Source organism: Anoxybacillus sp. J5B_2022 (assembly GCF_026847645.1).
Lineage (GTDB): Bacteria > Bacillota > Bacilli > Bacillales > Anoxybacillaceae > Anoxybacteroides.
Map to the genome: position 1 here is coordinate 1 of NZ_JAPSMC010000002.1, position 21151 is coordinate 21151.

18 protein-coding genes are annotated in these 21151 nt (G+C 45.2%); all 18 read left to right on the forward strand.

Translation table 11 applies throughout. The annotated features are described in order from the left end of the window. Nucleotides 1–223, forward strand: a 223-nt coding sequence (locus M4I42_RS00730; protein WP_268850360.1) for a DUF3243 domain-containing protein, incomplete at its 5' end; no start/stop codon positions are given. Between the two features lie 134 nt (nucleotides 224–357). After that, entirely contained in the window at nucleotides 358–1149 is a 792-nt protein-coding gene (locus M4I42_RS00735; RefSeq protein ID WP_268850361.1) for a DUF3388 domain-containing protein, read from the forward strand. Between the two features lie 23 nt (nucleotides 1150–1172). Further along, nucleotides 1173–2039, forward strand: coding sequence for a helix-turn-helix domain-containing protein (locus M4I42_RS00740; protein ID WP_268850362.1), 867 nt, complete (start codon nucleotides 1173–1175; stop codon nucleotides 2037–2039). A 17-nt stretch (nucleotides 2040–2056) separates the two neighbouring features. Next, complete coding sequence (gene pgsA / locus M4I42_RS00745) at nucleotides 2057–2671, forward strand: CDP-diacylglycerol--glycerol-3-phosphate 3-phosphatidyltransferase (protein WP_268850363.1); 615 nt, start codon at nucleotides 2057–2059, stop codon at nucleotides 2669–2671. Nucleotides 2672–2692: 21 nt separating this feature from the next. Next, nucleotides 2693–3937, forward strand: coding sequence for a competence/damage-inducible protein A (locus M4I42_RS00750; protein WP_268850452.1), 1245 nt, complete (start codon nucleotides 2693–2695; stop codon nucleotides 3935–3937). A 132-nt stretch (nucleotides 3938–4069) separates the two neighbouring features. Beyond that, nucleotides 4070–5119, forward strand: a complete 1050-nt coding sequence (recA, locus tag M4I42_RS00755; protein WP_268850364.1) for a recombinase RecA — start codon at nucleotides 4070–4072, stop codon at nucleotides 5117–5119. Nucleotides 5120–5443: 324 nt separating this feature from the next. After that, nucleotides 5444–7003, forward strand: coding sequence for a ribonuclease Y (gene rny / locus M4I42_RS00760; RefSeq protein ID WP_268850365.1), 1560 nt, complete (start codon nucleotides 5444–5446; stop codon nucleotides 7001–7003). A gap of 84 nt (nucleotides 7004–7087) precedes the next feature. Beyond that, on the forward strand, nucleotides 7088–7882 hold the full coding sequence (locus M4I42_RS00765) for a TIGR00282 family metallophosphoesterase (protein WP_268850366.1): 795 nt from the start codon (nucleotides 7088–7090) through the stop codon (nucleotides 7880–7882). Between the two features lie 114 nt (nucleotides 7883–7996). After that, on the forward strand, nucleotides 7997–8257 hold the full coding sequence (spoVS, locus tag M4I42_RS00770) for a stage V sporulation protein SpoVS (protein WP_027408762.1): 261 nt from the start codon (nucleotides 7997–7999) through the stop codon (nucleotides 8255–8257). A gap of 74 nt (nucleotides 8258–8331) precedes the next feature. Further along, nucleotides 8332–9249 (forward strand): dipeptidase, encoded by a 918-nt coding sequence (locus M4I42_RS00775; RefSeq protein ID WP_268850367.1) that lies wholly within the window; start codon nucleotides 8332–8334, stop codon nucleotides 9247–9249. Between the two features lie 198 nt (nucleotides 9250–9447). Further along, complete coding sequence (locus M4I42_RS00780) at nucleotides 9448–11184, forward strand: 2-oxoacid:acceptor oxidoreductase subunit alpha (protein WP_268850368.1); 1737 nt, start codon at nucleotides 9448–9450, stop codon at nucleotides 11182–11184. A 2-nt stretch (nucleotides 11185–11186) separates the two neighbouring features. Continuing rightward, complete coding sequence (locus M4I42_RS00785) at nucleotides 11187–12053, forward strand: 2-oxoacid:ferredoxin oxidoreductase subunit beta (RefSeq protein WP_268850369.1); 867 nt, start codon at nucleotides 11187–11189, stop codon at nucleotides 12051–12053. Between the two features lie 172 nt (nucleotides 12054–12225). Then, complete coding sequence (gene miaB, locus M4I42_RS00790; RefSeq protein ID WP_268850370.1) at nucleotides 12226–13797, forward strand: tRNA (N6-isopentenyl adenosine(37)-C2)-methylthiotransferase MiaB; 1572 nt, start codon at nucleotides 12226–12228, stop codon at nucleotides 13795–13797. Between the two features lies 1 nt (nucleotide 13798). Next, complete coding sequence (locus M4I42_RS00795; protein ID WP_268850371.1) at nucleotides 13799–14233, forward strand: RicAFT regulatory complex protein RicA family protein; 435 nt, start codon at nucleotides 13799–13801, stop codon at nucleotides 14231–14233. A gap of 334 nt (nucleotides 14234–14567) precedes the next feature. Beyond that, the gene (locus M4I42_RS00800; protein ID WP_268850372.1) at nucleotides 14568–15110 is read left to right on the forward strand and encodes an outer spore coat protein CotE; all 543 of its coding nucleotides are present in this window, start codon (nucleotides 14568–14570) and stop codon (nucleotides 15108–15110) included. 90 nt (nucleotides 15111–15200) lie between these two features. Further along, nucleotides 15201–17786, forward strand: a complete 2586-nt coding sequence (gene mutS, locus M4I42_RS00805) for a DNA mismatch repair protein MutS (protein WP_268850373.1) — start codon at nucleotides 15201–15203, stop codon at nucleotides 17784–17786. A 12-nt stretch (nucleotides 17787–17798) separates the two neighbouring features. After that, on the forward strand, nucleotides 17799–19631 hold the full coding sequence (gene mutL / locus M4I42_RS00810) for a DNA mismatch repair endonuclease MutL (protein ID WP_268850374.1): 1833 nt from the start codon (nucleotides 17799–17801) through the stop codon (nucleotides 19629–19631). A 181-nt stretch (nucleotides 19632–19812) separates the two neighbouring features. After that, nucleotides 19813–21144, forward strand: coding sequence for an MDR family MFS transporter (locus M4I42_RS00815; RefSeq protein ID WP_268850375.1), 1332 nt, complete (start codon nucleotides 19813–19815; stop codon nucleotides 21142–21144). The last annotated feature ends 7 nt before the right edge of the window (nucleotides 21145–21151 follow it).

Consider the following 21151-nt stretch of genomic DNA (forward strand, 5'->3'; position numbering starts at 1 on the left):
ATGGAAAGATTTTTTAGGCGATCGTCTTCAGCAGGCGAAACAGCAAGGGTTGAACCAAGAAGTGATTTCCGATGTTGCTTACCAAATCGGTGATTATTTAGCGAAACAAGTTGATCCGAAAACTCCTGAAGAACGCTTGCTTTCCGACTTATGGAGCGTGGCTGATGAACGAGAACAACACGCCATTGCCAATATGATGGTGAAATTAGTCCAACAAAAATAAGAGAGGAATGTTCCTCTCTTTTTTCATTGCCAATAAACGTTCATTCCCTTTTCTGTTGCGTTCCCTATTGATATTATAGTAGTATGAACTTATCATATGATACGTGTCTCCTTAAGTGTAAGGGAGGGAGTAGGATGGGGAAGCAAGAGTGGTATTTAGAATATGAAATCCACATTAATCGCCCAGGATTGTTAGGCGATATTTCGTCGCTTTTAGGGATGCTGTCGATTAACATCGTGACCATCAACGGCGTTCATGACTCCCGCCGAGGTATGCTGTTGCGTTGCGACAATAACGAACAAATTGAGCGGCTTGCATCGATTTTGCGAACAATGGATAATATAACCATTACGAAGCTAAGACAACCGAAGCTGCTGGACCGCTTAGCCGTACGGCACGGTCGTTATATTCAGCGCGATGCCGACGACAAGAAGACGTTTCGTTTTGTCCGTGATGAACTTGGTCTTTTAGTCGATTTTATGGCAGAGATTTTCAAGCAGGAAGGTCATAAGCTCATCGGTATTCGCGGTATGCCTCGCGTCGGAAAAACAGAGTCGATTGTGGCCGCCAGTGTTTGTGCGAATAAACGGTGGCTATTCGTTTCTTCGACGCTCATTAAGCAAACGGTTCGCAGCCAACTCATTGAAGATGAATATAGCGAAAATAACATTTTTATTATCGACGGAATTGTATCGACACGCCGCGCCAATGAAAGGCATTGGCAACTCATTCGCGAGCTGATGCGCCTAGAAGCAACAAAGGTGGTAGAGCATCCGGATATTTTCGTGCGCCATACGGAATATACGCTTGATGATTTTGACTATATTATCGAGTTGCGCAATGACCCATCGGAAGAAATTACATACGATGTCGTTGATCAACAATCGTTGTTTTCGCACGACGGATTTTCGGAGTTTGATTTTTAACAAAAAGGTGGAAGGTGTTATCGTTGACAGAGCTAGGGAAACGATTAAAAGAGGCGAGAGAAGCGAAAAAGATGAGTTTGGACGAACTGCAACAGATCACCAAAATTCAGAAACGCTATTTAATCGGCATCGAAGAAGGCAACTATCCAATTATGCCGGGTAATTTTTATGTGCGAGCGTTTATTAAGCAATACGCCGAAGCGGTTGGGCTAGATGCGGAGGAAATTTTCCACGAATACGAGCATGAGATTCCACGAGCGCAGCATGAAGAGTTGCCGGAACAGCTTTCCCGCGTCAAAAGTCGAAAGCAAATTTCGACGAAATACGACAAATGGCTCGCTTTACTACCAAAGGTGCTTATGGCGGCCATTGTTATCGGAGCGGCCGTCATGGTTTGGGTGTTTTTACAAAATCGTAGTTCGAACGAACAGTCACAATCACAGCCGACCAACCGAGCGACGGAAGTAGAGCAGTCGAAAAATTCTCCGCTTGAGAAGGCGACAGAAAAGCAAAAACAAAAGAAAGAAAAGGAAAAACAGCAAGAAGAAAGCAAGACGAACGAATCGGCTGCTACTACTTTCACGGTGAAAGAAACGAAAGGAAATACGGCGACAATTGAAGTCATTGCTAGCCAATTCCAACTGGAGCTTACATCAAAAGGAGCTTCATGGGTCGAAGTATTTAACGGAAAAGGTCATTCGTTTTTTAAAGGCACGTTAAAAAATGGACAAACACAGTCGTTTGATTTAACATCGGAAACGGAAGTGTTTGTGAAAATCGGACGGACATTGGATGTTGAAATGAAAGTGAACGGTCAGCCGTTTACGTACCCGATCGATCCGAGTAAAGTAGTGTACCAAAAACTGAAGTTTATCGTGAAAAAGTCGTAAGTCATCTATTTATTTAGATGACTTTTACATGTTTGACAGCGGAGGTATTAAGAGTGAATTTACCAAATAAAATTACAGTAGCGCGTATTATGCTCATTCCTCTTTTTTTAATTGTGATGGTTATCCCGTTTGATTGGGGGACGGTAAAAATGGGAACGGAGTCGATCCCTGTCTCCCATCTTGCCGGTGCGGCCATTTTTATTATTGCGTCCGCAACCGACTGGATTGACGGATATTATGCACGGAAATATCAGTTAGTGACGAATTTAGGAAAGTTTTTAGATCCGCTCGCCGATAAATTGCTCGTATCGGCGGCGTTGATTGTGCTTGTTGATTTGCACTACGCCCCGGCGTGGATGGTCATTGTCATTATTAGCCGTGAGTTTGCGGTGACAGGGCTTCGCCTTGTGTTAGCAGGAGAAGGAGAAGTAGTAGCTGCAAACATGCTCGGCAAAATTAAAACGTGGACGCAAATTGTCGCGATTTCCGCGCTGTTGCTTCACAACTGGCCGTTTGCCTTCCTCTCTTTCCCGTTTGCTGATTTAGCGCTATGGGTAGCGGTCATTTTTACGATTTGGTCTGGATGGGATTATTTTGCGAAGAACAAACACGCCTTTTTGCATTCAAAATAAACGGGGAAGGGGATGGATGGCGTGAATGCGGAATTGATCGCGGTCGGCTCAGAATTGTTGCTTGGACAAATCGCGAATACAAACGCGCAATTTTTATCGCAACAATTAGCAGAATTAGGGATTAACGTCTATTTCCATACGGTTGTTGGCGACAACGTACAGCGTTTAGAACAGGCGGTGAAAATCGCGCAAACCCGGGCGGATTTGATTATTTTTACCGGCGGGCTCGGACCAACGAAAGATGACGTGACGAAAGAAACAATTGCGCGTTTATTACAGCGAGAACTTGTGTTAGATGAAGAGGCACTTCGCTCGATTGAAGCGTACTACGCTCGCACTAAGCGGACGATGACGGAAAACAATAAAAAACAAGCGCTCGTGTTAAACGGCTCGGTCGTATTGAAAAACGAATACGGAATGGCTCCGGGGATGGCTTTGACGGTTGATGGTATGACGTATATGCTTTTGCCGGGGCCGCCAAAAGAAATGAAGCCGATGTTTATCCGATATGGCCGTCCGTTTTTACTCGGAAAGCTGCACCAGCATGAACGCATCGAATCGAGGGTGCTGCGCTTTTTTGGCATCGGGGAATCGCAGTTGGAAACGGAAATAGAAGACTTAATCGAGAACCAGTCTAATCCGACGATTGCGCCGCTAGCCGGTGATGGGGAAGTAACGTTGCGCCTCACAGCGAAACACGCTTCCGTCACGGAGGCAAAAAAGCTGTTGGATGAAACGGAGCGAGCGATTGCCGGACGCGTCGGTCAATATTTATATGGGTATAATGAGGATACGCTATTTATGAAAGTGATGGAACAGCTGCAAAAACAAGGAAAAACGATTGCCGCTGCAGAAAGTTTAACAGGCGGTCGTTTCACTGCTGAATTGACGGCAATCCCAGGTGCGTCGCAAACGGTGAAAGGCGGCGTTGTTTGCTATACGAACGAAGTAAAAGAACGGGTGTTGTCTATTCCATCTGCTTTGCTCGAAACGGACGGTGCGGTCAGCGAACAATGCGCAAAACTTCTTGCGGAACATGTACGCACATTATGCCAAGCGGATATCGGCATTAGTTTCACGGGGGTAGCAGGACCGGATCCGCTCGAAGGGAAACGAGCTGGAACGGTGTATATTGGCGTGGCGCTCGCTGGACAGGAAACGGAAGTGCACGCACTGACGCTTGCCGGCGACCGAGAAACGATTCGCACACGCACCATCAAATATGGCTGTTTTGCGGTGTTAAAACAATTGGCAGCTGCCTTATAGGCAGCTGTTTTTTCTTTTCTATTTTTCCAGTAAAAACAAATAAAATATCGAATGGATGTTCGATATTTTTCTTGGCAAAGCTATGAAAAAGCGATATAGTATTAGATAGTAACCGATAAGGAGGAATGAGAAATGAATCAAGATCGCCAAGCGGCCTTAGAACAGGCGCTGAAGCAAATTGAGAAACAGTTTGGTAAAGGCTCTATTATGAAATTGGGGGAGCAGACAGACCGGCAAATTTCGACGGTATCGAGCGGCTCGCTTGCGCTTGATATCGCCTTAGGCGTGGGAGGATATCCGCGCGGACGAATCGTTGAAATTTACGGGCCAGAATCTTCTGGTAAAACGACCGTTGCTCTTCATGCCATCGCAGAAGTGCAAAAACAAGGCGGTCAAGCAGCATTCATCGACGCAGAGCATGCCCTTGATCCAATTTATGCCAAAAACTTAGGCGTCAATATTGACGAGTTGCTACTTTCCCAGCCGGACACGGGTGAGCAGGCGCTCGAGATTGCAGAAGCGCTTGTAAGAAGCGGCGCGGTGGATATTATTGTCATTGACTCGGTGGCGGCGCTTGTTCCGAAAGCGGAAATCGAAGGGGATATGGGCGACTCCCATGTCGGTTTGCAGGCGCGTTTAATGTCGCAAGCGTTGCGCAAACTATCCGGCGCGATCAACAAATCAAAAACAATCGCTATCTTTATAAATCAAATAAGGGAAAAAGTGGGGGTTATGTTTGGGAACCCCGAGACGACACCTGGGGGAAGAGCGCTCAAATTTTACGCCTCTGTTCGTTTAGAAGTGCGCCGTGCCGAGCAAATTAAGCAAGGAAATGATATGGTTGGGAACAAAACGAAAATTAAAGTCGTGAAAAACAAAGTCGCTCCTCCATTTAAAACCGCCGATGTCGATATTATGTATGGTGAAGGAATTTCGCGCGAAGGTGAAATTATTGATATGGGTTCTGAACTCGACATCATCCAAAAGAGCGGCTCATGGTATTCATATAAAGATGAGCGTCTTGGCCAAGGGCGCGAAAATGCGAAACAGTTTTTAAAAGAAAACCCGCAAATCGCCGAGGAAATTGCGAAAGAAATTCGCGATCATTATGGTGTAGACGCAGCACGTGCAGCAAGCGCAGCAAACGACCAACAAGACGAACTCGACTTTTTCGAAGAATAAAGAAAAGGAGAACAGACCGCAAAAAACGTGGTCTGTTCTTATTTTTTCAACATTCTGCCATATTGTAATGCTTATTATCTTGACAATAAATGTTACCACCTTTAAAATGAACATGTATATTTTACAAAAAGTGAAGGTCCGGGCTTCATTGTTAAGATGAAGCAGGTTGAATCGGGCGTACGGAGCGGGAGCGCTTGTTGTTTTTGATGAACGTCTTGACGCCATCAGCAAAAACAAAAGCCTTTGCGCTGTATGTGGAAATGGTAACGATTGCCGACATTCATGGAGCAACAAACAAGTTTATAGCAAGAGGAGGTGAAAAGGATGGGTGTAAATATAGTCATCTCCGCTTTGCTTAGTCTAGTCGTCGGTGCAGTTGTTGGCTTTTTTGTTCGTAAATCGATTGCAGAAGCGAAAATTGGCGGCGCTCAAACGGCGGCGAACCAAATTCTTGAAGAAGCGAAACGTGAAGCAGACGCACTAAAAAAAGAAGCGCTTCTTGAGGCGAAAGATGAGATTCATAAACTTCGTACAGAAGCAGAGCGCGATATCCGCGACCGTCGTAGTGAATTACAAAAACAGGAAAATCGGTTATTGCAAAAAGAAGAGAATCTCGACCGAAAAGACGAAGCGTTGAATAAACGCGAGGCGCTTTTAGAGAAAAAGGAAGAAACTCTTAACAAAAGACAACAGCATATTGAAGAGATGGAAAGCAAAGTGGAAGAGCTCGTTCAAAAAGAACAAGCGGAACTAGAGCGCATTTCTAGTCTAACGCGCGAAGAGGCACGCCAAATTATTTTGGAACGTGTGGAAAAAGAGCTTTCGCATGAAATTGCTGTCATGATTAAAGAAGCGGAAACACGTGCGAAAGAAGAGGCAGATAAAAAGGCGAAAGAAATTTTATCGTTGGCGATCCAACGGTGTGCGGCTGACCATGTGGCGGAAACGACCGTATCGGTTGTCAACTTGCCGAACGATGAAATGAAAGGCCGCATCATTGGCCGTGAAGGTCGAAACATTCGGACGCTAGAAACATTAACGGGCATCGACTTAATTATCGATGATACACCGGAAGCGGTTATTTTATCCGGCTTTGATCCAATTCGCCGCGAAACAGCTAGACTTGCTTTAGATAAACTTGTTCAAGATGGACGCATTCATCCGGCACGAATCGAAGAGATGGTGGAAAAAGCAAGACGGGAAGTAGATGAGCACATTCGCGAAGTCGGAGAGCAGACGACGTTTGAAGTAGGTGTGCATGGGCTACATCCGGATTTAATTAAAATTTTAGGGCGTTTGAAATTCCGGACAAGCTACGGGCAGAACGTGCTGAAACACTCGATGGAAGTCGCTTTCCTTGCCGGACTAATGGCCGCAGAACTCGGCGAAGATGAAATGCTCGCAAGACGGGCAGGTCTTCTTCATGACATCGGCAAAGCGATCGACCATGAGGTGGAAGGTAGCCACGTAGAAATCGGAGTGGAGCTAGCAACGAAATATAGAGAACATCCGGTTGTCATCAACAGCATCGCTTCCCATCATGGCGATACAGAGCCAACATCGATTATTGCTGTGCTTGTTGCGGCAGCAGATGCTTTGTCAGCTGCAAGACCTGGAGCAAGAAGCGAAACGTTGGAAAACTATATTCGCCGTCTCGAAAAGCTTGAAGAAATTGCCGAATCGTATGAAGGAGTCGAAAAATCATACGCGATTCAAGCAGGCCGTGAAGTGCGCATCATCGTAAAACCGGATGCGATTGACGATCTCGAAGCGCACCGATTAGCGCGCGACATTCGCAAACGAATCGAAGAAGAACTCGATTACCCAGGGCATATAAAAATTACCGTGATTCGCGAAACACGAGCGGTGGAATATGCAAAATAAAGTGGCAGCATTGCCACTTTATTTTTTTTAGATTTTGTGCCAAACTTGAACTAGCGAAACTTTATGGTTAGAAAGGGTTATTCAATGAAATTGCTATTTATCGGAGATGTCGTCGGAGCTCCAGGACGAAAGATGGTTGAGCAATATCTCCCAAAATTAAAAGCGAAACATAAGCCGCACGTCATCATTATTAATGGGGAAAATGCTGCAGGCGGAAAAGGGATTACGGGAAAAATATACCGTAGCTTTCTTGAGCAAGGAGCGCATGTTGTCACTTTAGGAAATCATGCGTGGGACAACCGCGACATTTTTGAGTTTATCGATGAAGCGAAAGCGTTAGTTCGTCCAGCGAACTTCCCAATAGGAACGCCGGGAAAAGGAATGGTGTATGTGGCGACTGAGCAAGGAGAAGTGGCAGTGATTAATTTACAAGGGCGGACGTTTTTACCGTCGATTGATTGTCCGTTCCGCAAAGCAGATGAACTGATCGCAGAAGCGGTACAACGCACGCCGGTTATTTTTGTTGATTTTCACGCGGAAGCGACAAGTGAAAAACAAGCGATGGGCTGGTATTTAGATGGGCGTGTTTCCGCTGTGATCGGGACGCATACGCACGTCCAAACTGCGGACGCCCGCATTTTACCGAAAGGAACGGCCTATATGACAGATGTCGGCATGACAGGTCCGTACGATGGCATTTTAGGCGTCGATCGAGAAGCAGTATTGCGAAAATTTTTAACATCGCTTCCCGTCCGATTTGAAGTGACAGAAGGAAGAAGCCAATTAAGCGCCGTTTTCATTGAAATAGATGCAAAAACAGGAAAAGCCAAAAAAATGGAGCGAATTTTGATTAACGATGACCATCCTTATTTCGAATAGTTCGCTTTTTAAGAATTTTTGAAAAATATTTTTTCGCCTAGCAGGAATACTTGGCAAAACAGTGAATATAGTAACATTGAACTCATCATTGCAGAAATTAAGGAGGAACCAGGAATGGAAATATTAAAAGTTTCAGCAAAATCGAACCCGAACTCTGTAGCTGGTGCACTTGCTGGAGTGTTGCGCGAACGTGGAGCTGCCGAAATCCAAGCGATTGGCGCAGGTGCATTAAACCAAGCCGTTAAGGCCGTAGCGATCGCACGAGGATTTGTGGCACCGAGCGGAGTAGACCTTATTTGTATTCCTGCATTTACAGATATCATTATCGATGGCGAAGAGCGGACAGCCATTAAATTGATTGTCGAGCCTCGCTGATTCATTCACCGATAGCATAACCTGTTTGTCTTTTCAAACAGGTTATTTTATTTTAATAGATAGAGGTGTTCAGCATGATTTTTGACGCACATTGTGATGCATTGATGAAACTATGGAAAAATCGTTCTCTTTCGTTTGCAGATAGTCAAGAGCTTCACGTGACGTTCCAGTCATTAGCAAAAACAAAAAGCAAAGTACAATGTTTTGCTATTTATATCCCGGAATATATCCCGGAAGAAGCGCGCTTTACGGTAGCGCTAGAAATGGTTGATTTGTTTTTTGAGCACATCATCGGCCGTTTTCCAACGATCAAATTCGTCCAGACGAAAGCAGACATCGATGCGTTAGCGGACGATGAAATCGGAGCGATGTTAACGCTAGAAGGATGTGAAGCGATCGGAACGAACCTCGTTAAATTGAAAACGTTGCTAAGGCTTGGTGTCATGTCAGTAGGATTAACATGGAATTGGGCAAATGCTGTTGCCGACGGAGCGTGGGAAGATCGCGGCGCCGGCTTAACTCGTTTTGGAAAACAAGTCATTGCCCAATTAAACGAGGCAAAGCGTTGGACGGACGTTTCTCATTTATCAGAAAAAGCGTTTTGGGATGCGGTCGAAATCGCGGAATTTCCGATCGCTTCCCACTCGAACGCCTACGCTTTGTGCCCGCATCCGCGCAATTTACGCGACGAGCAAATTCGCGCGTTAATTCAGAAAAACGGCATGATTGGCATTACGTTCGTTCCGTATTTTTTGACGACGAAACAAGCATCGATTTCTGATGTGCTCCGCCATTTAGACCATGTTTGTTCGCTTGGAGGCGAACAACACGTCGGCTTCGGCTCTGATTTTGATGGCATCGATGAAACGACGATCGGATTAGAAAACAGCCGTGGCTATGAACAGCTCATGAACGAGCTGCAAAAGCGGTACACGGCGACAGCGGTTGAACGCTTTCTCTTCCGCAATTTTTATGAGCATTTACCACAATAAATGAAAATGATCATTTTTTACGAAAGGGTTGCATTTTTTTTCCGATAGGTCTAGAATGGAATCGTTTAGTATATTCCCATATGCTAAAATTTTTGCACAAATCACAGGTTGAAATTCTAGTGATTTTGTCGGAAAAGTGTTACACTTATAATCGTAAACTATATGCGATAATCGATGGAATTTAAAGGGGTGTAAGAAATGATTAGTCAACTTTCATGGAAAGTTGGAGGACAACAAGGGGAAGGTATCGAAAGTACCGGAGAAATATTCTCCATTGCTTTGAACCGCTTAGGTTACTATTTGTATGGATACCGCCATTTCTCTTCCCGTATTAAAGGCGGCCATACGAACAACAAAATTCGCGTCAGCACAACGCAAGTTCGGTCGGTTGCGGACGATCTTGATATATTAGTAGCTTTCGACCAAGAGACGATTGACTTCAACTTTCACGAGCTTCGCGACGGTGGGATCGTCCTTGCGGATGCGAAGTTTAATCCGACGATTCCGGAAGGTTCAAATATTACTTTGTATGCGGTTCCATTTACGGATATTGCAACAAATTTAGGAACGTCGCTCATGAAAAACATGGTAGCTGTCGGTGCTTCTAGTGCGGTGCTTGACATTGACATTGACGTCTATCAAGAAGTAGTGGAGGAAATTTTCGGTCGCAAAGGGCAACAAGTTGTGGAGAAAAACATGGAAGCGCTTCGAGCAGGCGCTCAATTTATGAAAGAACAGCTTGGCGATAATATCCAAATGATGAAGCTGGAAAAAGCGGACGGGAAGAAGCGCATGTTCATGATCGGAAACGATGCGATCGCGCTTGGCGCGCTTGCTGGCGGCGCTCGTTTCATGGCTGCGTACCCGATTACTCCAGCATCCGAAATTATGGAATATTTAATTAAAAAACTTCCATCATTAGGCGGTGCCGTCATTCAAACAGAAGACGAAATCGCAGCTTGTACGATGGCGATCGGTGCGAACTATGCAGGGGTGCGCACATTAACTGCGTCCGCTGGACCAGGGCTTTCACTCATGATGGAAGCAATCGGTCTTGCCGGCATGACGGAAACGCCGGTTGTCATTGTTGATACGCAACGCGGTGGCCCAAGTACAGGATTACCGACAAAGCAAGAACAGTCCGACTTAATGGCGATGATTTACGGCACGCACGGCGAAATCCCGAAAATTGTGATCGCGCCAAGCACAGTGCAAGAAGCGTTTTATGATACAGTCGAAGCGTTTAACTTAGCGGAAGAATATCAATGTCCGGTCATCGTTTTATCGGACTTGCAGCTTTCGCTCGGAAAGCAAACGGTCGAACCGCTTGAATACGACAAAATCGAGATTCGCCGCGGCAAATTAGTGACTGGCGAACTTCCAGAGCTCCCAGGTAAAGAGAACTTCAAACGTTACGAAGTGACAGAAGACGGCATTTCGCCGCGTGTGCTTCCAGGAACGCCAAACGGCATTCACCACGTAACAGGGGTCGAACATGCGGAAACAGGAAAACCGTCCGAAGTCGCAGCAAACCGCATCGCGCAAATGGACAAACGTTTACGGAAATTGAAACATTTGAAATTTAATACGCCGGTTCATAAACAAGTCAAACACGAAGAAGCAGACGTATTGCTCGTCGGTTTTAATTCGACGCGTGGGGCGATCGAAGAAGCGATGGAACGCCTTGAGCTAGATGGTTTCAAAGTGAACCATGCGCACGTTCGTCTCGTTCATCCGTTCCCGACGGACGAAGTATTACCGCTTGTACAAGCGGCGAAAAAAGTCATCGTCGTGGAGCATAACGCAACAGGCCAATTAGCTAGCTTGTTAAAAATGAATGTCGGACACGCAGACAAAATTGTAAGCGTCTTAAAATACGACGGCAACCCGTTCTTGCCGAACGAAGTTTATACAAAATGCAAGGAGTTGTTATAATCATGGCGACGTTTAAGGAGTTTCGTAATGACGTGAAACCGAACTGGTGTCCAGGTTGCGGTGACTTCTCGGTACAAGCAGCGATTCAGCGGGCCGCGGCAAATGTCGGTTTAGAGCCACATCAGCTAGCGGTCATTTCCGGTATCGGCTGTTCCGGACGAATTTCTGGCTACATTCATTCTTACGGCTTCCACGGCATTCACGGCCGGGCATTGCCAATTGCACAAGGGGTAAAAATGGCGAACCGCGACTTAACAGTGATTGCCGCAGGCGGTGACGGCGACGGATTTGCGATTGGGATGGGCCATACAATCCATGCGATCCGCCGCAACATTGACATTACGTATATCGTCATGGATAACCAAATTTACGGATTAACGAAAGGTCAAACATCACCGCGAAGCGATGTCGGCTTTAAAACAAAAAGCACACCGCAAGGGTCAGTAGAACCAGCTCTTTCCATCATGGAAATGGCGCTCAGCGCAGGCGCAACCTTTGTGGCGCAAAGCTTCTCAAGCGATTTAAAAGAATTGACTCAGCTCATTGAAGAAGGTATTAAACATAAAGGCTTTTCTTTAATTAACGTATTCAGCCCTTGCGTCACGTACAACAAAGTGAACACATATGACTGGTTCAAAGAACACTTAGTCAGCTTGAGCACGATCGAAGGCTATGATCCATCCAATCGTGACATGGCGATGCAAACATTGATGAAACATAAAGGGCTTGTGACAGGGCTTATTTACCAAAACAAAGAACAAAAATCGTATCAAGATCTTATCCATGGCTACAGCGAAACACCGCTTGCCCATGCAGATTTGCAATTAAGCAAAGAAAAATTCGATCAGCTTGTTGCCGAATTTATGTAATGGAAAAACTTACTCCTAGACGGGCATTGCCCGTCTAGGAGTTTTTTGTTATCATAAACTGTTCGGGGATAACCTTGAATAACAATTTTATGAACGCTATTGTTTCACGTGCTCACAAATTATATACTATGATAGTGTGCAATGCGTTTGAAAAGATAGAAAGGAGATTGTTATGAACGAAAAACAACGACTAGAACAAACAGGACACATTCAAACAACGGATCATCCAACGGACAAAAAATCCGCCTTGGATGTATTAAAGCAAAAGACGAGTAAAGATTATGAGAAATACTTTTCGACCGTGTTTATTCCGCCGAGCTTAAAAGACGCGAAAAAACGCGGAAAAGAAGAAGTCAAGTATCATAAAGACTTTACGATTCCGGAAGAGTTTCGCGGCATGGGGAACGGACGCAAGTTTTACATCCGCACGTACGGTTGCCAAATGAACGAACATGACACAGAAGTCATGGCCGGCATCTTTATGGCGCTTGGATACGAACCGACGGATCGACCGGAACAGGCGAACGTCATTTTGTTGAACACATGTGCCATCCGTGAAAATGCGGAAAATAAAGTATTTGGTGAAATCGGGCATTTAAAGCCGCTCAAACAAAACAACCCAGACTTGCTTCTCGGTGTGTGCGGCTGTATGTCGCAAGAAGAATCGGTTGTCAATAAAATTTTGAAGCAATACCAATACGTCGATATGATTTTTGGCACACACAACATTCATCGTTTGCCGTATATTTTAAAAGAAGCGTATATGTCGAAAGAAATGGTCGTCGAAGTATGGTCAAAAGAAGGCGACGTCATCGAAAACCTTCCAAAAGTGCGCAAAGGCAACATTAAAGCATGGGTCAATATTATGTACGGCTGCGACAAGTTTTGTACGTACTGCATCGTGCCGTATACGCGCGGAAAAGAACGGAGCCGCCGTCCGGAAGACATCATTCAAGAAGTGCGTCATTTAGCAGCGCAAGGCTATAAAGAAATTACGCTCCTTGGCCAAAACGTGAACGCTTACGGAAAAGATTTTACCGACATGAAATACGGCCTGGGCGATTTAATGGACGAACTTCGCAAAATTGACGTGGCGCGCATCCGCTTTACGACAAGCCATCCGCGCGATTTCGATGACCGTTTAATTGAAGTGCTTGCGAAAGGCGGCAACTTAGTCGAACATATTCATCTACCGGTTCAATCCGGAAGCACTGAAGTATTAAAAATGATGGCGCGCAAATATACGCGTGAACAATATTTAGAGCTTGTCCGCAAAATTAAGGCGGCGATTCCGGATGTTTCGTTAACAACGGACATTATCGTCGGCTTCCCGAACGAAACGGAAGAACAATTTGAAGAAACGTTGTCGCTTTACCGCGAAGTCGAATTTGATTCGGCGTATACGTTTATTTATTCGCCACGCGAAGGAACGCCGGCAGCGAAAATGGAAGATAACGTACCGATGGAAGTGAAAAAAGAACGATTGCAGCGGTTAAATGCGCTCGTCAATGAAATTTCTGCGAAAAAATTGAAGGAATATGAAGGCAAGATTGTCGAAGTATTAGTAGAAGGCGAAAGCAAAAACAATCCGGATGTCCTTGCCGGCTATACGCGCAAAAATAAGCTTGTCAACTTCACCGGTCCGAAATCGGCGATCGGCAAGCTCGTGAAAGTGCGCATTACAGAAGCGAAAACATGGACATTAAACGGAGAAATGGTAGAAGAAGCGGTCGAGGTGAACTAAAATGGCAAAGTACACAAGAGATGAAATTTTAGCACAGGCGAAAGAATTGGCGAAAATGATCGCCGAAACGGAAGAAGTCGATTTTTTCAAACGCGCGGAAGAAAAGATCAACCAAAACGAAAAAGTGCGTGCCATGATTCAACAAATTAAATCGCTACAAAAGCAAGCGGTCAACTTGCAACATTACGGTAAACATGAAGCGTTGAAAAAAGTAGAAGCGGAAATTGATGCGATTTACGAACAGCTTTCGCAAATTCCGATCGTCGATGAATTTCAACAATCGCAAACGGAAGTGAACGATCTTTTGCAATTAGTCGCTTCGACGATTTCAAAAACCGTCACCGATGAAATTATTACGTCGACTGGCGGCGATTTGTTGCGCGGCGAAACGGGTGCGCAAATCAAAAACGACCACGGGTGCGGTTGTCATCATTAATGAAAGACGCCTTCTTAAGGGCGTCTTTTCATTTGCCAGCCGGGGCTGGACAGTTGCCTCCGCTTTTCTTTGTCTAGCTGCGAACTAACATCCTCCTCCGCTTTTGCTTTCTCCGTCGACGTGCGAGGCACGTCTCGTCGAAAGCTTTCGCTTCCGTCGGATGTTTCCTTGGCTTTCGTCAAGGACCGTTCTCCGCTTTTCGAAAAAATAGGCACATATTCGGGCAAACCCGCATACAATGAACTATACGGATTTATTTATAAAATTTATGTGCACATTAGGCGCAGTGATGCATAGGATGAAATGAAGATCCATTGGAGGAGGGTTTGCTCGCATGTCTGAATACAGAGAGATTATTACAAAAGCAGTGGTGGCCAAAGGGCGCAAATTCGTGCAATCAACACATACCATTACCGCGCCGAATCGTCCGTCAAGCATTTTAGGCTGCTGGATTATTAACCATCGCTATGATGCGAAAAAGCGCGGTCGTACGATCGAAATTCACGGGCATTATGACGTGAACGTCTGGTATTCGTATCATAACAATACGAAGACCGAAGTGGTCAGCGAAACGGTTTCGTATACGGCGGTCGTGCGGTTAAAATATCGCGATGACGAAAATGTTGTTAGCGATGATCATGACATTTTCGTTCGCGTCATCCAGCAACCAAATTGTTTAGAGTGTACGATCGCGTCAAGCGGTAATAAAATTGTTGTACAAGTCGAAAAAGAGTTTGCGGCCGAAGTCATTGGCGAAACGAAAGTATGGGTAGCCATTCATCCAGACGGCCGCGATGAAGAAGACGATTTTGACTACGATGTGGACGAAGAGCTAGAAAATTTAACTCCGGACTTGCTTCTCGGAGACGATGATTAACTAGGAAGCTTCTTTCCTAGTTTTTTCTTTTGTTGCTTGCTATAATAAAAAGGCGAAAGTGAAAAGCAAGGGAAGAGTTGGAGGAGAAAAATGGCTACGTATACGCCAATGATTCAACAATATTTAGACATTAAGGCACAATATCCAGATGCCTTTTTATTTTTTCGCCTCGGCGATTTTTATGAGATGTTTTTTGATGATGCGGTAAAAGCAGCGCACGAACTAGAAATTACGTTGACAAGCCGCGATGGTGGTACCGACGAGCGCATCCCGATGTGTGGCGTTCCGTATCATTCTGCGCAAGGATATATTGAACAGTTGATTCAAAAAGGATATAAAGTCGCGATTTGCGAACAAGTCGAAGATCCGAAAACGGCCAAAGGGGTCGTACGCCGCGAAGTCGTTCAGCTCATCACGCCAGGAACGGTGATGGAAGGGAAGCAGTTGTCGGAAAAAGAAAATAACTATTTAGCAACGGTGACAGCGTTTGCCGACGGTACATACGGATTTGCCTATGCTGACTTATCCACTGGAGAAAGCCGGCTGACGTTGCTTGCTTCATTCGAAGAGGTGTTGAATGAGCTATATGCGATCGGGGCGCGCGAAGTCGTCGTTGCTTCCAATTTTTCTGATGAGATGTGCGAAAAATTAAAAGAACGGTATGATGTAACGATTTCGTATGAAGATGACGTCGCACTGACAGGCTTCCCACACGAAGTCGTTCGTTCATTAAGCGAAGAAAAATGGCAAGTGACATTTGCTCGTTTATTCAACTATTTAGTCAAAACGCAAAAGCGGAGCCTCGACCATTTGCAGCCGGTGCAAGTGTACGAAATCGCTCAATATATGAAAATGGACGTTTATTCGAAACGAAATCTTGAATTGACAGAAACGATTCGTACAAAAGGACGAAAAGGTTCGCTTTTATGGCTGCTTGATGAAACGATGACGGCGATGGGTGGCCGTTTATTAAAGCAATGGATCGACCGGCCGTTGCTACACCGTGAGAAAATCGAGCGGCGTTTGAATATGGTGGAAACGTTGCTAGAGTATTATTTTGAGCGGCAAGAATTGCGTGATTTGCTTCGCGATGTGTATGATTTAGAGCGGCTAGCCGGCCGCGTGGCGTTTGGCAATGTCAACGCCCGCGATTTAATCCAGTTGAAAAAATCGCTCAAACAAGTGCCGGACATTCAAACGCTTGTTGAAAAACTTGACAACGACGATGCGAAAGAGCTTGCTCGCAGCATTGACGCTTGCAGCGAATTAGTCGACCTTTTAGAAAAAGCGATTCAAGACAATCCGCCGCTTTCTGTGAAAGAAGGAGGGATCATTAAAGACGGCTATCATGAAATGCTCGATCGCTTTCGTGATGCAAGCCGCAACGGAAAAACATGGATTGCCCAGCTTGAAAGCAAAGAACGGGAATTGACGGGAATTAAATCGTTGAAAATCGGCTATAACCGCGTATTTGGTTACTATATTGAAGTGACGAAAGCGAACCTTCATTTATTGCCGGAAGGGCGCTACGAACGAAAACAGACGCTTGCCAATGCGGAGCGGTTTATTACGCAAGAACTAAAAGAAAAAGAAGCGCTTATTTTAGAAGCAGAAGAAAAAAGCATGGAATTAGAGTATCAGCTTTTTGTTTCCATTCGCGAACAAGTCAAACAGTTTATCCCTCGCTTGCAAAAATTAGCGAAAATCATTAGCCAGCTTGATGTGCTGCAATGTTTTGCGACAGTGAGTGAAGAAAACCGCTATACAAAGCCGCGTTTTTCTAATACTCGCGAATTAGTGGTGAAAAACGGACGCCATCCGGTCGTCGAAAAAGTGCTCGGAGCACAAATATATGTGCCAAACGACTGTTTCATGAACGAAGAACGAGAAATATTGCTCATTACTGGACCGAATATGTCCGGGAAAAGCACGTATATGCGCCAAATTGCGCTAACCGCTATTTTAGCGCAAATCGGCTGTTTCGTTCCGGCCGACGAAGCAGTATTGCCGATTTTTGATCAAGTGTTTACCCGCATCGGCGCAGCGGATGATTTAGTGTCCGGCCAAAGCACGTTTATGGTGGAAATGTTAGAAGCGCGCAACGCGATCGTTCATGCGACATCTCGCAGTCTTATTTTATTTGATGAAATCGGGCGCGGCACGTCCACGTACGACGGCATGGCGTTAGCACAAGCGATGATTGAATACATTCATGATAAAATCGGCGCAAAAACGCTATTCAGCACGCATTACCACGAACTGACCGTGCTCGAGCAGTCGCTTTGGAAATTGAAAAATGTTCATGTGAGCGCTGTGGAAGAAAACGGGAAAGTTGTCTTTCTACATAAAATCGAGGACGGACCAGCGGACGAAAGCTACGGCATTCACGTCGCAGAATTAGCAGAGTTGCCGCCAGAATTAATCGAACGGGCGAAGAAAATTTTAGCGGAATTGGAGCAACAACCGGTACGAGCATATAAGCCGGCTGAACGTGAGCTCACCCAAGAGCCGTTTGAGCAGTTAAGCATGTTTATTGAAGAACCGAAGCCGAAAGAACCATCGATTTCAAAAAAAGAGAAGCGAGCGCTTCAAGCGCTTCAGTCGCTCAACTTACTAGAAATGACACCGCTGCAGGCACTAAATCAATTATACGAAATTCAAAAGCTACTGAAGTAAGGAGGCGGGGCTGTGGGGAAAATTCGTAAACTCGATGATCATCTATCGAATAAAATTGCGGCGGGAGAAGTCGTCGAGCGTCCTGCCTCGGTTGTAAAGGAGCTTGTCGAAAATGCAATTGACGCCAACAGTACGGTCATTGAATTGGAACTCGAAGAAGCAGGCCTTGCGAAAATCCGCATCATCGATAATGGCGATGGAATGGAAGAGGAAGATTGTCTTTTAGCGTTTGAGCGCCATGCGACAAGCAAAATTAAAGATGAACATGATTTATTCCGGATTCGCACGCTCGGATTTCGTGGCGAGGCGCTGCCGAGCATCGCCTCCGTAGCTGAAGTGGAAATGAAAACGAGCACAGGCAACGGACCAGGAACGCTCGTGTTGTTAAAAGGTGGTCAACTCGTAAAGCACGAGCGGACAAGCAGTCGGAAAGGAACCGAAATTACCGTCGCTAATCTTTTTTTCAATACGCCGGCGCGCTTGAAATATATGAAAACCGTTCATACGGAACTTGGTCACGTCACCGATGTCGTCAACCGGTTGGCGCTAGCCCATCCTCATATTTCGTTCCGTTTGCGCCATCACGGCAAAGCGCTTCTTTATACGAACGGAAACGGCGATGTGCGGCACGTATTGTCCGCTATTTATGGGGTCGAGGTGGCGAAAAAAATGATCCCAATTCAAGCGGAGTCGCTTGATTTTATTGTAAAAGGCTACATTTCGTTGCCTGAGGTGACGCGCGCTTCGCGAAATTATATGTCGACGATCGTCAACGGCCGCTACGTGCGGAATATGCCGTTAATGAAAGCGATCGAATCAGGGTATCATACCCTTTTGCCGATCGGCCGCTATCCGATCGTGCTGCTTTCGGTCGAGATGGATCCGATTTTAGTGGATGTTAACGTTCACCCGGCAAAACTAGAAGTGCGTTTCAGTAAAGAAGCGGAATTGAACGAATTGGTTGAAACCGCGATTCGTCAGGCGTTCCAATCAAGAACGCTCATTCCAGAAATGACGGTCAAGCGGCCGGAAAAGCCGAAAACAGAGCAACGAGTGTTTTCGTTTGAGCATGTTGCCAAAGAACCGGCGGCAGCCCCGGTTGTGCGACAGGTGGCGATCGCGGAAAAGGAAAAGCCATTGAATCCATCATTTTTGAAGGAAGAAATCGATGTCCGAACAGAGGAATCGTTGGACAATGAAGACGTGCAACAGGAACCGATTTTTAAGATAGAAAGCGAAGAAGCGGACGATCGCCAAAAAGAACGAATTCCGCCGCTTTATCCGATTGGGCAAATGCACGGCACCTATATTTTGGCGCAAAACGAGAACGGATTGTATATTATTGACCAACATGCGGCTCAAGAGCGGATTAAATATGAATATTTCCGCGAAAAACTCGGTGAAGTGACGAATGAAGTGCAACAATTGCTCGTGCCGCTTACGTTCGAATACGCTGCAAACGAATACGTGCTCATTGAGTCCCATCTTGAGGAATTAGCCAAATGCGGTGTATTTCTCGAGCCGTTTGGCAATAACACGTTTATTGTTCGTGCGCATCCTTCATGGTTTCCAAAAGGAGAGGAGGCCATGATTATTGAAGAAATGATCCAGCAAGTATTAGAAATGAAAAAGATCGATCTCAAGCAACTGCGTGAAAAAGCGGCGATTATCATGAGCTGCAAGCAGTCGATTAAAGCAAACCATCATTTGCGCCATGACGAAATGTTCACCTTGCTCGAATCGCTCCGAAAAGCGGCGGATCCATTCACATGCCCGCACGGCCGGCCGATTATCATTCATTTTTCGACGTACGAGCTTGAGAAAATGTTTAAGAGAGTGATGTAAGTGAAAAAGCTCGATATGGATTGCGTCGTAAATGGCATAAAACGAGGAGAGGTTACAGTCCTTTCTTTCTATGCAAGGAAAGGGCTTTTGATTTATGAATGAAAGCATTTCTTTTTAGAAAAACAAATCAATCATGTAAAATAAAGTATTCAAGCAATAGAGAAAAAGAGGGGGCTATGCAATGAACAGCCGAATGTCGGTAATGGTGAGCATCGTTCTGGCGATGCTTATTGCCTCAATGGACACAACGATTATGAATACGACAATGCCGATTATTGCTAAAGAACTAGGAGGTTTTTCGCTTTATGCGTGGTCGTTTGCTTCTTATATGATTACAACAACCGTTCTGTCGCCAATTGCGGGAAGACTGTCGGATCTTTTTGGGCGAAAGAAAGTATTTAGTTTCGGAATTGGACTTTTTCTCATTGGTTCGCTGTTGTGCGGAATGTCGCAAAATATGGTTCAGCTCGTTATTTTCCGTGCTGTCCAAGGGATTGGCGCAGGATTTATGATGCCGTTTCCTGCTATTATTGCGGGGGATTTGTTTCCGGTTGAAAAACGCGGGAAAATCCAAGCCTTTTTTACCGCAATGTGGGGAATTGCTGCAGTCCTTGCACCGCTGTTAGGATCATTGTTCGTCGAATATTTGTCATGGCGCTGGATTTTTTATGTCAATATTCCAATTTGTCTTCTTTCTTTATTAACACTGATGCCATATAAGGAAGTATACGAGCCGAAAAGAGCAGTTGTTGACTACATAGGAGCGATTTTGTTTGCGCTGGCGATCAGCCTGCTTTTGCTTGTGACAGTGGTGGAAAGTCATCAATCCGTATATGCGGTAATCGGAGCCTTGCTTTTAGTTGTGTTTTACATATATGAAAAAAAGCAAACTTCACCGCTCGTTCCGTTATCATTAGTGCAGCACCCGACGTTAAAATGGATGAATTTAAATGGGTTTATCAGCTCTATGGCTTTATTTGGAACAGCAAGCTACATTCCTCTTTTTTTACAACAGATCGCCCATGAATCGGTGCTAATGAGCGGCATTGTGCTTCTTGGAATGTCAATGGGCTGGATGATCATGGCCGTGCCGGCAGGAAAATGGATTTTGCGATACGGATACCGTCAATTGTTAATCATCGGCAACGTTCTTCTTGTTCTATGCGGCGTACTGCTTGCGTTTTTAAATGAACAGAGCGGCTTTTTTTACGTATTTTTGGCGATGTTCATTCAAGGGTTATCATTCGGCCTTACTTCGACAGTCGGAATCATTGGTTCACAACAGCTAGCTGATGCGCATGAAAAAGGAATTGCGACGTCGTTTTTCATGTTTTGTCGTAATATTGGTACAGCGATCGGGGTCACGATCATGGGAGCATTTTTAACGAAAGCGGCTAGTTTGATGACCGGAATTCACCAATTGTTTTTATTCGGTTTTATTGGCAGCATCGTGGCGCTATTGACTTCCTTTTTTATTCGAGAGAGCAAGATGATGAAGGAAAAAAGAATTTAATCGAACG

Coding starts and splice junctions, on each gene's coding strand:
- spoVS (WP_027408762.1), top strand. CDS start 7,997: ATGGAAATATTAAAAGTTTCAGCAAAATCGAACCCGAACTCTGTAGCT.
- M4I42_RS00780 (WP_268850368.1), top strand. CDS start 9,448: ATGATTAGTCAACTTTCATGGAAAGTTGGAGGACAACAAGGGGAAGGT.
- M4I42_RS00800 (WP_268850372.1), top strand. CDS start 14,568: ATGTCTGAATACAGAGAGATTATTACAAAAGCAGTGGTGGCCAAAGGG.
- rny (WP_268850365.1), top strand. CDS start 5,444: ATGGGTGTAAATATAGTCATCTCCGCTTTGCTTAGTCTAGTCGTCGGT.
- M4I42_RS00785 (WP_268850369.1), top strand. CDS start 11,187: ATGGCGACGTTTAAGGAGTTTCGTAATGACGTGAAACCGAACTGGTGT.
- M4I42_RS00775 (WP_268850367.1), top strand. CDS start 8,332: ATGATTTTTGACGCACATTGTGATGCATTGATGAAACTATGGAAAAAT.
- mutS (WP_268850373.1), top strand. CDS start 15,201: ATGGCTACGTATACGCCAATGATTCAACAATATTTAGACATTAAGGCA.
- recA (WP_268850364.1), top strand. CDS start 4,070: ATGAATCAAGATCGCCAAGCGGCCTTAGAACAGGCGCTGAAGCAAATT.
- M4I42_RS00735 (WP_268850361.1), top strand. CDS start 358: ATGGGGAAGCAAGAGTGGTATTTAGAATATGAAATCCACATTAATCGC.
- M4I42_RS00795 (WP_268850371.1), top strand. CDS start 13,799: ATGGCAAAGTACACAAGAGATGAAATTTTAGCACAGGCGAAAGAATTG.
- M4I42_RS00815 (WP_268850375.1), top strand. CDS start 19,813: ATGAACAGCCGAATGTCGGTAATGGTGAGCATCGTTCTGGCGATGCTT.
- pgsA (WP_268850363.1), top strand. CDS start 2,057: ATGACTTTTACATGTTTGACAGCGGAGGTATTAAGAGTGAATTTACCA.
- miaB (WP_268850370.1), top strand. CDS start 12,226: ATGAACGAAAAACAACGACTAGAACAAACAGGACACATTCAAACAACG.
- M4I42_RS00765 (WP_268850366.1), top strand. CDS start 7,088: ATGAAATTGCTATTTATCGGAGATGTCGTCGGAGCTCCAGGACGAAAG.